Source organism: Streptomyces narbonensis, from assembly GCF_014649015.1.
Classification (GTDB): Bacteria; Actinomycetota; Actinomycetes; order Streptomycetales; family Streptomycetaceae; genus Streptomyces; species Streptomyces narbonensis.
Genome location: NZ_BMSF01000020.1, coordinates 37,920 through 51,193, shown reverse-complemented (window position 1 = coordinate 51,193; position 13,274 = coordinate 37,920). Strand labels below are relative to the sequence as shown.

Sequence of the window (13,274 nt, the reverse complement as noted above, 5' to 3'; positions counted from 1 at the left end):
CTCCCCGGGGGCGGCCGCGCCCCGCTGCACCGCCCCCGGGTGAGCCGCACCACCCGCACCACCCGCACCACCCGCACCACCGAACGGACTCGCACCACCGAACGAAATCGCACCACCCGTTAGGAACGCACCACTTCTCACATCCGCCACCGTCGAAGGGACTCGACGATGCACCTCACCCCCACCAGAAGCCGCATCCGCCTGCGGGCCGCGGCCCTCGCCGCCGCGCTGGGCGCCCTGCTCCTGGCTCCGCTGCCCGCAGCCCCGCGGGCCGAGGCGGCCTCCACCCTCACCAACGCCGGGTTCGAGAGCGACTCCGCCGGGACCGCCACCCCGGCCGGCTGGTCCACCTACTCGGCCGCCGGCCAGAACGCCGCCTCGTTCACCGAGGCCGGGGGCCACGGTGGCAGCTACCGCCTCAGCCACTGGTCGGCCTCCGCGTACAAGGTGGAGACGTACCAGTACCTCTCCGGGCTCGCCAACGGCACGTACACGCTCAGCGCCTGGGTCCGCTCCGGCGGCGGGCAGAACTCCGCCTACCTCGCCCTGCGCAACTGCGGCTCGGCCGAGCAGCGCACCGACCTGCCGGTGACGTCCAACGGTGCCTGGATACGGCTCGTCACGTCGGTCAACGTCACCTCGGGCGCCTGCACGATCAGCATCAACTCCGATGCGAAGGCGGGCAACTGGCTGAACGTCGACGACCTCACCTTCACCTCCGGTTCGACCGGGCTCGCGGTCAAGGGCGTCGACCTCTCCGCGCTGAAGAAGAGCGAGGACCTGGGCGGGACGTACAAGACGAGCGCCGGTGCCACCGGTGACCCGGTCGCGATCCTGAAGGGCGCGGGTGCGAACTACGGCCGGCTCAAGGTGTGGGTGAACCCGGCCGACGGATACAACGACAAGGCGCGCGTCCTCGCCACGGCCCAGCGCATCAAGTCCCAGGGCATGAAGCTGCTCGTCGACTTCCACTACTCCGACATATGGGCCGACCCGGGCGCCCAGAGCAAGCCCGCGGCCTGGACGGGCCACTCGTACTCCCAGCTCACCACGGACGTCTACAACCACACCTACGACGTCCTGAACGCCCTGAAGGCGCAGGGCACCACGGCCGACATGGTGCAGATCGGCAACGAGATCAACACCGGCATGCTCTGGCCCGAGGGCTCGACGTCCAACTGGTCACAGCTCGGCGGCCTGCTCAAGTCCGGCATCTCGGCGGCCAAGGCGGTGTCGTCCAGCACCCAGATCGCGCTGCACCTCGCCAACGGCGGCGACAACGCCCTCTACCGCAACTGGTTCGACAACGCGGCCGCGCAGGGCGTGAGTTACGACGTGATCGCACTGTCCTTCTACGGTTACTGGCACGGCGCGCTCTCCGCGCTGCAGACCAACCTCGACGACATCTCGGCTCGTTACGGCAAGAAGGTCATGGTCGCGGAGACCGCCTACCCGTTCCGCCTCGACAGCGAGGACAGCCACGAGAACATCATCGACCTGTCGAGCGAGCTCGTCGCCGGCTACCCGGCGAGCAGCGCCGGCCAGTCGGCCTGGCTGCGGGACATCATGAACGTCGTCGAGGCCGTGCCGAACGGCCGCGGGCTCGGCGTCGTCTACTGGGAGCCGGCGTGGACCGCCGTCACCGGAAACGGCTGGGACCCCACGGACTCCTCCTCCGGCAACGGCTGGGAGAACCAGGCCCTGTTCGACTACGACAGCAAGCTGCTCCCGGCCGCGAGCTGGTTCTCACACCGCTAAAGCCTGCCCGGCCGATCACGTGCTGGTCCACGCGCCGGCCGATGTACGAGCACGGTGCGGGGTGATCTGACAGTGACCGGTGGGAACGGCTGCGGCCGTTCCCACCGGTACCAGCAACGGCCGTTGCGGCAGGTGTGGGCCTTCGGCATCACACAGGACCCTCGTCCGCATATGCCTGTGGCCGATTCGTCGGCGCCTCTGGCGTCCGCGAGCGGCCCGGTGGCAGCGTGAACGGCATGCGGCGCCCGCCTCCCTGCGGAGGGCGCCCGGTAGCGGGGCCGCGCCTTGTGGCCGATGGTGAAGATGTGGCGCATCGAGCGACCTCCCCGAGGGTCAGGACCCGCCGGCTGCACTCCCCGCAAAGACGTCCACGCGTCGGCGTAACACCGGGGTCACCCAGGCGTGCCCGTCGCATCGGTGACGCCCTGGCGCCCTGGGCAACAGCGCTGACGGCCATCGTCGCGGCGATCGGTCTGTTCTTCAGCGCCCTGGTGGCATCGTCGAGCGTGGACGCAACGCGCCGGCAGCTCGATCAGGACCGGCGGCAGCAGGCGGGGCGGGTCGCCTACTGGACGGAGCCGGCAGGCGAGCTCTCCGAAACGGTCGTCATCGTGAACCGCTCGCCGGATCCAGTGAGCAATGTCGAGATGATGTTCTACGCACCGGACGCGGGCGTCGATCCGGCAGAGCACGAGTGGCTCGCCCTCCAGCTGGATTCCTGGACGATGCCGCCCTGCACCCGGTTGGTCCTCTCCCCGGGACCCATCGATGCCTTTCTGCTGGGCTACGGAATCGAGCAGGGCGGGGCGCCGATCCGGGCCATCCGGTTCGTCGACAGCGACGGGCAGTCGTGGGAGCGCAGCGAGAGCGGGCTTGTCGCGGCCGAGTACAGCGAGTCGGATTCGGCTTCCGGCAGCGGCATCCTCTCCAGGGGAACGGCCAGACGCGAGCCGGCTGAGCACTGCGACGAATGATCCGCTTCCCGCGGCAGCACAGGGCGTCTGAGTCGACGGTCGCAGCAGAACGGCACCGCAGCGCCCCTCGGCGGATGCGTTCCGCTCCGTTTGGATGAGGAATTTCCCTCCTGCCGGGGAAGATGGCCGTCGCCAGGGGTGAACCCGCCTCGGTGGCAGTGTCGCCCGGTTCGGGAGGTGGGTTGTCGAGGGCATGAGTACCGCTGCCAGCAGTCCGATACTGACCACCCCCACGTCGGCCACCGTCGAAGGGATGGGCGCGGAAGCCGCGCCCGGAGCCATACTCAGGCTCGTCTGGTTTCCTCCGGAGACGCGAACGCCGCACAACGGCCGCAGCGGTGGGGCTGATCGCCGTACCGGGGACGTTCCAGGCCTTCTGCTGTCGGTCGGTCCCGTCCACGGCTGCCGCGGTCTGATCTTCTACCGCCGCGCTTTCGGCACCTGGCGCCGGGCCAGGGACCACTACCGCACGATGGTCTTCTCCCGTAGGCCTCATGTGGCCCCCGGGAGCCCCGCCGAGACTGGCGACAGCCACTTCACCGACTACATCCGGCTCCAGTGTCGCGCCGCGTTCGACCACTTTCTGCGCGGGCTCGCCTACGGCTCGGGCCTCAGCCTCGCCGGAGTCGTCATCTACGGAGTGCGCCACATGTGGTGACGCCCCGCGGGCGGGGCCGTTGCCCCGCCCGCACCGGGCCGACGGCTTGAGTGGGAATCCGCCTACGGCTCCGGCTCCGGCTCCGGCTCCGGCTCCGGCTCCGGCCACTACCTGACCGGTTTCCACACTCCGCAGCCCTCGGAACGGAACTTGCCGTCGGTGGCGAGGATCGTCACGGTGACGTCCGTGCTGTGCGTCAGGAAACGGTGGTCGATGAGATGCACCGTCATCCCCGGGGGAGCAAGAAGCCGCCGTGCTGGTGTGAACCTCCGAACGCCCGGGGGCCGGCTCGTCATCGAGCTCGTTCCATCGGGCTGTCGTCTTCCGCCCCTACCATTCCGCCAGCGAGCCGTCGTCCCTGCGCCAGGCCGGGTTTCGCCAGCGGTGGCCGACCTCGGCGGCCCGCTCGACCGCCTTCTCGTCGACCTCGATGCCGAGGCCCGGCTCGGTCGGGAGGGCGACGTGACCGTCCTCGTACCGGAAGACCGCCGGGTCCACGAGGTAGTCGAGCAGGTCGGAGCCGGTGTTGTAGTGGATGCCGAGGCTCTGCTCCTGGATCAGCAGGTTCGGCGCGGCGAAGCCGACCTGGAGGCAGGAGGCGAGGGCGATCGGGCCCAGCGGGCAGTGCGGGGCGAGGGAGACGTCGTACGCCTCCGCCATCGAGGCGATCCTGCGCACCTCCGAGATGCCGCCCGCGTGCGAGAGGTCGGGCTGGGCGACGGCGATGCCCTGGTCGAGGACCTTCTTGAAGTCCCAGCGGGAGTAGAGGCGTTCTCCCGTCGCGATGGGGATGGATGTGGAGCGCACGATGTCGCCGATGTGGTCGCTCATCTCCGGGACGACCGGCTCCTCGACGAAGAAGGGCAGGTACGGCTCCAGGAGCGGCAGGACCCGGCGGGCCATGGGTGCGGTGAGGCGGCCGTGGAAGTCGATCGCGATGTCGAACTCGTCGCCGACGGCCTCACGGATGGAGGCGACCCGGTCCACGATCGCCTGCGTGGCGGCGGGGGTGTCGATGAGGCGCAGCTGCGCGGAGGCGTTCATCTTGATGGCCGTGAACCCCTCGTCCTTCCGCGCCAGGGCCTCGCTCGCGACCTCGTCCGGCCGGTCTCCGCCGATCCAGCTGTAGACGCGGGCGCGATCGCGGACGTTGCCGCCGAGGAGCTGCCAGACGGGGACGCCGAGGGCCTTGCCCGTGATGTCCCAGAGGGCCTGGTCGATGCCGGCGACGGCGCTGGAGAGGACCGGGCCGCCGCGGTAGAAGCCGCCCTTGGTGAGGACCTGCCAGTGGTCCTCGATCTTCATCGGGTCCTGGCCGATCAGGTGGTCGGAGAGCTCTTCGACGGCCGCGGCGACGGTGTGGGCGCGGCCCTCGACGACGGGTTCGCCCCAGCCCGTGAGGCCCTCGTCGGTGTCGATGCGCAGGAAGCACCAGCGCGGGGCCACGAGGTAGGTGCGCAGGGAGGTGATCTTCACTTGGAGTCCTTCTTCACGGTCCAGCCGCCGTCGACGACCAGGTTCGTTCCGGTGATGTAGGTGGCGTCGGCGGAGGCGAGGAAGGCGACGGCGGACGCCACCTCCTCGGGGCGGCCGAGGCGGGCGAGGGCGGTGGCGTCGGCGGAGATCCGCCGTCCCTCCTCGTCGACGTCGTTCCACACGTCGGTGAGGATCGGTCCCGGCAGGACGGAGTTGAAGCGGACATCCGGCCCGTACTCGACGGCGAACTGCCTTACCAGGGCGCACATTCCGCCCTTCGCCGCGGCGTACGCGGGGTAGCCGGGCAGGCCGAAGTCGGCGTGGACGCTGGAGGTGGCGACGAGGCTGCCGCCCTCGGCGCGCAGGTCGTCGAGGAAGGTGCGGGTGGCGAGGTAGAGGGCCCGCAGGTTGACGGCCATCTCCCGGTCCCAGGTGGCGACGGGGAGTTCGTGGGCGGCGCCGGCGGTGTGGGTGAAGGCGTTGCTGTGGAGGACGCTCACGGGGCCGAAGCGGGCGTGGGCCTCCTCGCGCAGGGCGGTCCAGTCCTCCTCGGAGGAGACGTCGCAGTGGACGTAGGCGGCGCGGCCGCCGTCGGCGCGGATCGCGGCGGCGACGGCCTCGCCGGCCTCGTCGGCGATGTCGGAGACGAGGACCGAGGCGCCCTCGGCGGCGAGGCGGGCGGCGCTGGCGGCGCCGATGCCCGAGGCCGCGCCGGTGACGACGGCGGTCCGTCCGGAGAAACGGTTCATGATCGTGGGTTCCCGGGTGCTGGTGCGGAGGGGTGTGGGGCCGGGCTCGTGGAGCTCAGCGGCTGATGTCCTGGGCGGCGAGCAGGCCGAGTTCGGCGCGGCGCGGGAGGCCCTCCCAGTCGCCGGGTACGGAGACGGCGAACGCGCCGCAGAGCGCGGCGAGCCGGAGGCGCTCCGGGACCGGGGAGCCGTCGAGGGCAGCGGCGAGGTAGCCGGAGACGAAGGCGTCGCCCGCGCCGACGGGGTCGACCGCGGTGACGGGCACGGCCCGCCGGACGTGGAGCGCGCCGTCGGCGACCGCGAGGGCTCCGTCGGCGCCGAGCTTGAGGACGGCCTGTGCCGGGCCGAGACGGATGAGGGCGCGGGCCATCCCCTCCGGCTCGCCCTCGGGCACGAAGAGGGAGGCCTCCTCGGGACCCGCGAAGACGATGTCGGCGTACGGGAGGAGGCGGCCGAGCGCGTCGGCGGCCTCGGCGCGGCTCCAGAGGCGTTCGCGGTGGTTGACGTCGAAGGAGACGGTGACCCCGGCGGCCCGGGCGACCGTGACGGCGCGCTCGACGGCGGCGCGGGCTGTGGGGCTCAACGCCGGGGTGATGCCGGTGACATGGAGGATCCTGGCGCCCTCGATACGTGCGTCGTCCAGGTCCTCGGGGGCGAGCCGGGAGCCGGCGAGTCCGGCCCGGTGGTAGGTGACGCGGAACCGGTCGGCGGTGCGTCGTTCGCGGAGCATCAGGCCGGTGGGAGCCGTCGGGTCCGCACGGGCGCCGGAGACGTCGACTCCCTCGGCGCGGAGTCCGGCGAGGACCATCGCACCCGTCGCGTCCTCCCCCACTCGGCCGGTCCAGGCCGAGGTGTGGCCGAGCCGGCTCACGCCGACGGCGACGGTCGCCTCGGCGCCCGCCCAGCCGAGGCGCAGGGGCGCTCCCGTGGCGAAGGGTCCGGGCGAAGTGGCGGCGACGACGGCCATGACCTCGCCGAGCGTGACGAGTTCGGGGTGGCCATGGGGTGTCGGGCGGCTCATCGCCGTATCCCGTCGAGGAAGGCGGCCGCGCGCTCGGCGAGGGCCGCGAGAGAGCCGCCCTCGCAGGCGTCCCCGACGAGGGGGCCGCCGACGCCGAGGGCGGCGGCGCCCGCGGCGAGGTAGGCGGGGGCGTCGGCGGCGCCGATGCCCCCGGTCGGCACGAGGGGGACGTCGGGCAGCGGGGCGCGCACGGCGCGGAGGTACTCCGGTCCTCCGGTCGCGGCGGGGAAGAGCTTGACCATGGTGGCACCGGCCCGCCAGGCGGTGAGGATCTCGGTGGGGGTGTACGCGCCGGGGAGCACCGGGACGTCCAGGCGCACGGCTTCGGCGATGACCTCGGTGGCGGTGGTCGGGGTGATGAGGTAGGTGGCTCCGGCCTCGACGGCGGCAAGGGCCTCGGCGGGCGTGGTCACCGTGCCGGCGCCGAGCGCGAGCCCGGGCGGGGCGTCGGCGGCGTACTCGCGGAGCGCGTCGAGGACTCCGGGGGTGGTGAGGGTGAACTCGGTGGCCCGGACGCCGGACGCCCGGAGCGTGTCGGTGACTTCGGCGAAGTGGGCGGCGGAGGTGGAGCGGAGGATCGCGATGACGGGTGCGGCGGCCAGCGCGGCGAACAGCCCTTCGTGGGCGGTGCCGGGTGCGGGCGGGGCGGCGGTCTCGTGCGGGGTGTTCACGGTCATGGTGCGGTGCTTCCTTGCGAGTCGGATCGCGTGCCGCCGGGGGCGGGGGCGCAGGGGGTCGGCGGCCGGTGAAATGGAGCCGGTCGGTGTGCGGGATCGGTGATCGGCGATCGTTCTGCGGGCGTCAGCGGTCCGCGTACAGCGGGGTGGGCAGGCCCGTGGCGCCCGGGCGGCAGACGAAGAGGCGGCCGGCGTCGGGCTCGGTGCGGCGCTGTTCCTCGTCGAGGCCCTCGGTCGCCGTGGTGATGACGAGGACGTCGCGCGCGGGGCCCGCGAAGGCGCAGCTCGTCACGTGCGAGGCGGGTATCTCCACGCGCGCGTGGAGGGTGCCGTCGGTCTCGAAGGCGAGGACTTCGCCGCCTCCCCAGACCGCGACCCAGACGCGTCCCGAGCTGTCGACGGTGAGTCCGTCGGGGGCGCCCCGGTCGAGCACGGCGAAGGGCCGCCGGTCGCCGAGGGTGCCGCTCTTCGTGTCGTAGGCGAAGACGTCGACGCGGCGGGTCAGGCTGTCGGCGTAGTAGAGGAGGCCGCCGTCGAGGCTCCAGCCGAGGCCGTTCGAGATGCCGACGCCGTCGATGAGGGTGACGAGCCGGTCGCCGTCGAGGCGGTAGAGGGCGCCCGCGCCGGGGCTCTCGTCGTACGCCATGGTTCCGGCGAGGAGCCGGCCCGCGGGGTCGACGGCCGCGTCGTTCATCCGGCGCGGCAGTCCGTCGTCGGGGAGGTCGGGCGCGGCGAGCTCGACGGCCTCGGCGACCGGGCGGCCCTCGTCCAGGCGCAGGACGGAGGTGCCCGCGGCGGCGAGGACGGCGCCCGAGGCGCAGAGGGCGACGGCGCCGACGGGGCGGTCGAGACGGAGGGTCGCGACGGGCGCGAGGTCCGGTCCCCCGTCTCCGTCGGTCAGGGCGGCCCGGTGGACCAGTCCTTCGGGGATGTCCACCCAGAGGACCTCCTGACGCCGGTCGTCCCAGAGGGGGCCTTCCGTCAGGCGTCCGGGCAGGGGGGAGCAGGGCACGGCCCTGAGGTGCAGCATCTGTCCTCCTCGGTTGGCACCTCAAAAAGTAGGGGTTCGTCTAACGGTTGTAAATACCCTGCCTCCTCTTCTTCCAACCCTTCGAATAACATCCTCGGGACAGCGTGGTCGACCGGAGGACAGCACAGATGATCAAGCGGACGTCGCAGGACATCCGACGCCTGAACCGCTTCGAGGTCCTGAGGCGCGTCTACGCGGGCCCGGGCGCGATGAGCCGTCAGGACATCGCGGCGGCGACCGGGCTCTCCTTCGCCACCGTCGCCAACCTCACCGCCGAGCTCCTGGAGGCCGGGGTCCTCGCCGAGGCCGGCCACGAGGAATCCGGCGGCGGCCGGCCGCGTGCGCGCCTCGCCGTGAACGCCGACCGGGGCGCGCTGATCGGCGTCGACATCGCCGAGACCTCGGTGCACGCCGAACTCTTCGACCTGGCCCTGGCGGTCCGGCACTCCGTCGAGCGGCCCCTCCCGGCGGGCGACGTCCGCCCCTCCGACGTCGTCGACGTCCTCGCCGGCTGCGTCGAGGAGCTGCTGAGCGCCTCCGGGACGCCCCGCGAGCGGGTGCTCGGCGCCGGGGTCAGCGTGCCGGGCATGGTGGAGCGCGAGGGCGGCGTCTCGTCCTTCTCGCCGTACTGGTCCTGGCACGAGGTGCCGCTGCGCGCCCTGCTCGACGAGCGCCTCGGGCTGCCCCTGTGGCTCGACAACCCACTGCGGGCCAGCACGGTCGCCGAACTGTGGTTCGGCGCCGGGCGCGCGGCCGACGACCTGGTGGTGCTCACGCTGCGGGCCGGCGTCGGCGCCGGGATCGCCATCGGCGGGCAGGTGTACCGGGGCTTCACCAACAGCGCGGGCGAGTGGGGCCACACCTGTCTCGCCCTCGACGGGCGCCTGTGCACCTGCGGCAACCGGGGCTGCGTGGAGGCGTACGTGAGCACGCGGGGGATCGCGCAGACCTGGCGCGAGCTGGCGCCGGGCGACGAGCGGACGACGGGCCCGGACGACGCCACGACGGTCGCGGCCCTGGCACGCGCGGCGGCGGAGGGGGACACGACGGCCGCCGCCGTCATCGACGCGACCGGACGCTACCTGGGCGCGGCGGTGGCCAACCTCGTCAATCTGTTCAACCCCCGGGTGCTCGTCCTCGGGAACGAAGTCGTGGACCTGCTCGGCGAGCGCCTGCTGACGGCCACGTACGAGGCCGTGACTCAGCACGCCCTGCCGCTGCCGCACCGGGCCGCGACCCTGCGGCGCAGCGCGGTCCCGCACAACGCGGTCACCCGGGGAGCCGCCACCTTCGCGCTTGAGGGGTTCCTCAACGACCGGGAGGTCTTCGGGCCGGTCAGCCGGATGCGTCAGCCCCGGGAGCGCCGGGACGGGCGCCGCGCCGGGTCCGCCGATGCGGAGGCCTGACGGACACCCGGCACCTGGGCACCGGACCGCGCCCCGCCCGGGCCGGGCGCCCGGCCCGACGGTCCACCCGAGCCCGGAGCCCGACGCGACGGTCCACCCGAGCCCGGAGCCCGACCCGACGGCCCACCCGAGCCCGGAGCCCGACCCGACGGCCCACCCGAGCCCGGCACCCGCGCCGCTGGATCCGAGCCCGGCGCCCGGCCCGGCGGCCCGCCCGCAGCCGGCGCCCCGCCCCCAGCCGGCGAGCGCCCTGCTGGACCCGCACCCGGCACCCGCGCTGCCGCCCGGCCCGCGTTCAGCGCCCGCCCTGCTGCCCGCCGCGGTGCCCCAGCCTGGCCGAGAGCTCGTCGGCACCCTTCGTGGCGAGGGCGGTGAGTTCGTTCTCGCGGTCCTCGCTCCAGCGGTGGACCGGCACCGAGACGGACAGTGCCGCGACGACCCGGCCGGACCGGTCCCGCACGGGCGCGGCGACGCAGCTCACGTCCGGGTTGGACTCCTGGAGTTCGACCGCGACGCCGAGGATCCGGATCTCGGCGAGCGCGGCCCGCAACACGTCGGGGCCACTCAGACTGTTGGCGGTCATGGCTTCCAACGGCCCTGCCTCCAGGCGCTCTTCGATCCGTGCTTCGAGCTCGGCGGCGGGGAGGGAGGCGAGGAGCATCTTGCCCACGGCGGTGCAGTGGGCGGGCAGCCGGCGGCCGGTCGCGGAGACCATCCGTACCGCGTGCGTCGAGTCGACCTTGGCGATGTAGATGACGTCCATGTCCTCCAGGAGGGCCACGTGGACGGTCTCGCCGCAGGTATCGGCCACCTCGCGAGCGACCTGGTGGCCCTCGGCCGCGAGGTCGAGCTGTTCCGCGTACCGGCTGCCGAGCTGGTAGGTGCGGACGCCGAGCCGGTAGCGGCCTGGCTGCTCCGGCACCGCCACGAGGTAGTTGCGGGCCGTCAGGGTCGCGACCAGCTCGTGCGTGGTCGTGCGCGGCAGCTGGAGCCTGCGGGTGATCTCGGGCGCGGACAGCGTCCCGTCGCCCTGGAGGAAGAGCTCCAATATGTCGAATGCCCTGGTCACCGCCGGAACGAGTCGTCCCACGGGGCCCACCCCACCCTCTGCTCGTTCGATATCCCGTACGGCGACCGAAATCGCGGACAGAGACTAGCGGTGGGTCGGCGGACGGGCAATGCCGGCCCGCGGCCCGGCGGCGGCCGGCGACGTGGCCACGCTCCCGTTGACAGGCCGGCGGGCCGCTGCCTACGGTCTCGCCGGTCCACCGAACAACATTCGATATCTCGAACACCATACAAGCGCCTCCGGGGAGCAACCACCGTGCGCATCACGGGAATCACCACGCATGTCGTCGGAACGCCGTGGCGCGATCTGACCTACGTCCTGGTCCACACCGACGAGGGGCTGACCGGTGTCGGCGAGACCCGGATGCTCGGGCACACCGACGCCCTGATCGGCTATCTCCGTGAGGCGGAGGCGAACCACATCGCCGGCTCCGACCCGTTCGCCGTCGAGGATCTCGTCCGCCGCATGAAGTACGGCGACTTCGGGCGGGCCGGCGAGATCGTGATGTCGGGCATCGCGGTCGTGGAGACGGCCTGTTGGGACATCAAGGGCAAGGCCCTCGGCGTGCCCGTGTGGCAGTTGCTCGGCGGGCAGGTGACCGAGCTCGTGCCGGCGTACGCGAACGGCTGGTACACCACCGAGCGCACCCCGGAGGCCTACCACGCGGCGGCCCGCGAGGTCGTGGCGCGCGGCTACCGGGCGCTGAAGATCGACCCGTTCGGCAACGGCCGGTTCGAGCTGGACGCCGAGCGTTCGCGGTACGCGGTCTCGCTCATCGAGGCCGTGCGGGACGCGATCGGCCCGGACACCGAGCTGATGGTGGAGATGCACGGACGCTTCTCCCCCGCGACGGCGGTCCGCCTCGCCCACGACCTGGCGCCGTACCGTCCCGCATGGCTGGAGGAGCCGGTGCCGCCGGAGAACCTCAAAGCCCTGCGGAAGGTGGCGGAGAAGGTCGACCTGCCGATCGCCACGGGGGAGCGGATCCACGACCGGATGGAGTTCCGCGAGCTGTTCGAGTCGCAGGCCGCCGACATCATCCAGCCCGACGTCGGCCACATCGGCGGCATCCTGGAGGCCAGGAAGCTCGCCGCCACCGCCGAGACCCATTACGTGCTCGTCGCCCCACACAACGTAGGCGGCTCGGTCCTCACCGCCGCCTCCCTCCAACTCGCCGCCTGCACTCCGAACTTCAAGGTTCTGGAGCACTTCAACGACTTCGCGGACGCCGAGATCAAGAAGGTGGTGCGCGGGGCTCCGGAGGTGGATCCGGAGACGGGCTGCTTCACGGTCTCGCACGCTCCGGGTCTGGGCGTCGAGCTGGACGTGGACGCGGCGGCCGAATTCCCGCAACAGCGAGCCCGGTTCGATCTGTGGGCCGAGGGCTGGGAGAAGAGGCGTCCCCGATGAGCGGCCGCCCGGCGCGCGGAAGCCGCGCGATCGTCGTCGACGCGCCCGGCGAACACCGGCTCGTCGAACGCGAGTTGCCGGATCCGGGGCCGGGGGAGGTACGGGTACGGGTCGCGGCCGCCGGGATCTGCATGAGCGACCGTGAGCTGTACGACGGTCACCGCGCCCCGGGTTACGTCCGCTACCCCGTGGTCCCCGGGCACGAGTGGTCCGGCACCGTGGAGGCCGTCGGCGCCGGCGCCGACCCCGGGCTCGTCGGCCGGCCGTGCGTCGCCGAGGGCTTCCGGTCCTGCGGCACGTGCGAGCGGTGCCGGTACGGGGAGACCAGTCTCTGCACGGCCGGGTACGCGGAGACCGGCTTCACCGAGCCGGGCGCCTTCGCCGACCACCTGGTGGTCCCCGCGCGTCTGCTGCACCCGCTCCCCGACGGCGTGGACCTGCGGGCGGCGGCGCTCCTCGAACCGGCCGCCGTCGTCGCCGCGGCGGTACGGGCCGGGCGGCCGCGCCCGGGTGAGCGGGTCGCCGTCGTCGGCGCCGGGACGCTCGGTCTGCTCGCCGTCCAGTGGCTCGCGGCTTCCTCGCCGTCCGAGCTGACCGTCGTCGACCCGCGTACGGAACGGGCCGCGCGGGCGCTGGAGTTCGGCGCGGACCGGGTGCTGTCACCGGCGGAGGCGGACGGCGCGTCAGGCCGCTCCTTCGGGCGCTACGACCTGGTCGTGGAGACCGCCGGGGCGCCGACGACGGCCGCCTCCTCGTGCCTGCTCGCGCGGCGGGGCGGCCGGGTGGTGCTGACCGGCATGTTCGCGGCGGGGGCCACCGGGATCGACCCGTTCCACCTGTCGGTGAGCCAGCTGGAGCTCCGCTCCGTCTTCGGCGCGTCTTCCGCCGCCTGGGCGGACGCCGTACGCGCCTTCACCGCCGGACTGCTCGACCCGGCCCCGCTCGTCACCCACACGTTCCCGCTGGAGCGGTTCGGCGAGGCTCTCACCCTGGTGGGCGGCGGCGCCCCGGGGACGGGCAAGGTCCTCCTGCACCCCTGATCGACG

The 13,274-nt window shown here is 72.9% G+C and carries 13 protein-coding genes; 6 read left to right on the top strand and 7 right to left on the bottom strand.

All coding sequences use genetic code 11. From position 1 onward, the window contains the following. Positions 1-168: 168 nt before the first annotated feature. The 3 genes from IE124_RS29515 (at position 169) to IE124_RS29505 (ending at position 3,390) form a co-directional block, all read left to right on the top strand. Positions 169-1,758 (top strand): glycoside hydrolase family 53 protein, encoded by a 1,590-nt coding sequence (locus IE124_RS29515; RefSeq protein ID WP_189512159.1) that lies wholly within the window; start codon positions 169-171, stop codon positions 1,756-1,758. Positions 1,759-2,264: 506 nt separating this feature from the next. Then, a complete protein-coding gene (locus IE124_RS29510; protein WP_189512156.1) occupies positions 2,265-2,732 on the top strand; it encodes a hypothetical protein in 468 nt (155 codons plus the stop codon). Between the two features lie 193 nt (positions 2,733-2,925). Beyond that, complete coding sequence (locus tag IE124_RS29505; RefSeq protein WP_189512153.1) at positions 2,926-3,390, top strand: hypothetical protein; 465 nt, start codon at positions 2,926-2,928, stop codon at positions 3,388-3,390. A 107-nt stretch (positions 3,391-3,497) separates the two neighbouring features. Here IE124_RS29505 and IE124_RS35450 read toward each other — a convergent pair whose 3' ends face one another. The 6 genes from IE124_RS35450 to IE124_RS29480 form a co-directional block, all read right to left on the bottom strand. After that, positions 3,498-3,620 carry a hypothetical protein gene (locus IE124_RS35450; RefSeq protein ID WP_268246761.1) on the bottom strand — a complete coding sequence of 41 codons (123 nt, stop codon included), beginning with the start codon at positions 3,618-3,620 and terminating at the stop codon, positions 3,498-3,500. A 100-nt stretch (positions 3,621-3,720) separates the two neighbouring features. Then, the gene (gene dgoD / locus IE124_RS29500; protein ID WP_189512151.1) at positions 3,721-4,866 is read right to left on the bottom strand and encodes a galactonate dehydratase; all 1,146 of its coding nucleotides are present in this window, start codon (positions 4,864-4,866) and stop codon (positions 3,721-3,723) included. Beyond that, positions 4,863-5,615, bottom strand: coding sequence for an SDR family NAD(P)-dependent oxidoreductase (locus IE124_RS29495; RefSeq protein WP_189512148.1), 753 nt, complete (start codon positions 5,613-5,615; stop codon positions 4,863-4,865). The genes dgoD and IE124_RS29495 overlap by 4 nt, the downstream gene beginning before the upstream one ends. Before the next feature lie 55 nt (positions 5,616-5,670). Next, on the bottom strand, positions 5,671-6,636 hold the full coding sequence (locus IE124_RS29490) for a sugar kinase (RefSeq protein WP_189512146.1): 966 nt from the start codon (positions 6,634-6,636) through the stop codon (positions 5,671-5,673). Then, entirely contained in the window at positions 6,633-7,313 is a 681-nt protein-coding gene (locus IE124_RS29485) for a bifunctional 4-hydroxy-2-oxoglutarate aldolase/2-dehydro-3-deoxy-phosphogluconate aldolase (protein ID WP_229832986.1), read from the bottom strand. Before IE124_RS29485 ends, IE124_RS29490 begins: the two co-directional genes overlap by 4 nt. 124 nt (positions 7,314-7,437) lie before the next feature. Continuing rightward, entirely contained in the window at positions 7,438-8,343 is a 906-nt protein-coding gene (locus IE124_RS29480) for an SMP-30/gluconolactonase/LRE family protein (protein ID WP_189512144.1), read from the bottom strand. 128 nt (positions 8,344-8,471) lie between these two features. On the opposite strand from IE124_RS29480, the gene IE124_RS29475 reads away from it, so the two are divergent. Next, a complete protein-coding gene (locus tag IE124_RS29475) occupies positions 8,472-9,749 on the top strand; it encodes an ROK family transcriptional regulator (RefSeq protein WP_189512142.1) in 1,278 nt (425 codons plus the stop codon). 295 nt (positions 9,750-10,044) lie between these two features. On the opposite strand, the gene IE124_RS29470 is transcribed toward IE124_RS29475, so the two are convergent. Then, positions 10,045-10,839: an IclR family transcriptional regulator gene (locus IE124_RS29470; RefSeq protein ID WP_189512140.1), complete on the bottom strand. Its 795-nt coding sequence runs from the start codon at positions 10,837-10,839 to the stop codon at positions 10,045-10,047. A gap of 234 nt (positions 10,840-11,073) precedes the next feature. Here IE124_RS29470 and IE124_RS29465 point away from each other — a divergent pair, with 234 nt between their 5' ends. Both IE124_RS29465 and IE124_RS29460 read left to right on the top strand, forming a co-directional pair. Beyond that, on the top strand, positions 11,074-12,228 hold the full coding sequence (locus tag IE124_RS29465; RefSeq protein WP_189512138.1) for a mandelate racemase/muconate lactonizing enzyme family protein: 1,155 nt from the start codon (positions 11,074-11,076) through the stop codon (positions 12,226-12,228). After that, entirely contained in the window at positions 12,225-13,268 is a 1,044-nt protein-coding gene (locus IE124_RS29460) for a zinc-dependent alcohol dehydrogenase (protein ID WP_189512136.1), read from the top strand. The genes IE124_RS29465 and IE124_RS29460 overlap by 4 nt, the downstream gene beginning before the upstream one ends. Positions 13,269-13,274: the final 6 nt, after the last annotated feature.

Excerpts from the sequence above, each read along its gene's own strand:
- IE124_RS35450 (WP_268246761.1), bottom strand. The coding sequence starts at position 3,620 with ATGACGGTGCATCTCATCGACCACCGTTTCCTGACGCACAGCACGGAC.
- IE124_RS29460 (WP_189512136.1), top strand. The coding sequence starts at position 12,225 with ATGAGCGGCCGCCCGGCGCGCGGAAGCCGCGCGATCGTCGTCGACGCG.
- IE124_RS29490 (WP_189512146.1), bottom strand. The coding sequence starts at position 6,636 with ATGAGCCGCCCGACACCCCATGGCCACCCCGAACTCGTCACGCTCGGC.
- IE124_RS29480 (WP_189512144.1), bottom strand. The coding sequence starts at position 8,343 with ATGCTGCACCTCAGGGCCGTGCCCTGCTCCCCCCTGCCCGGACGCCTG.
- IE124_RS29515 (WP_189512159.1), top strand. The coding sequence starts at position 169 with ATGCACCTCACCCCCACCAGAAGCCGCATCCGCCTGCGGGCCGCGGCC.
- IE124_RS29505 (WP_189512153.1), top strand. The coding sequence starts at position 2,926 with ATGAGTACCGCTGCCAGCAGTCCGATACTGACCACCCCCACGTCGGCC.
- IE124_RS29475 (WP_189512142.1), top strand. The coding sequence starts at position 8,472 with ATGATCAAGCGGACGTCGCAGGACATCCGACGCCTGAACCGCTTCGAG.
- IE124_RS29495 (WP_189512148.1), bottom strand. The coding sequence starts at position 5,615 with ATGAACCGTTTCTCCGGACGGACCGCCGTCGTCACCGGCGCGGCCTCG.
- IE124_RS29485 (WP_229832986.1), bottom strand. The coding sequence starts at position 7,313 with ATGACCGTGAACACCCCGCACGAGACCGCCGCCCCGCCCGCACCCGGC.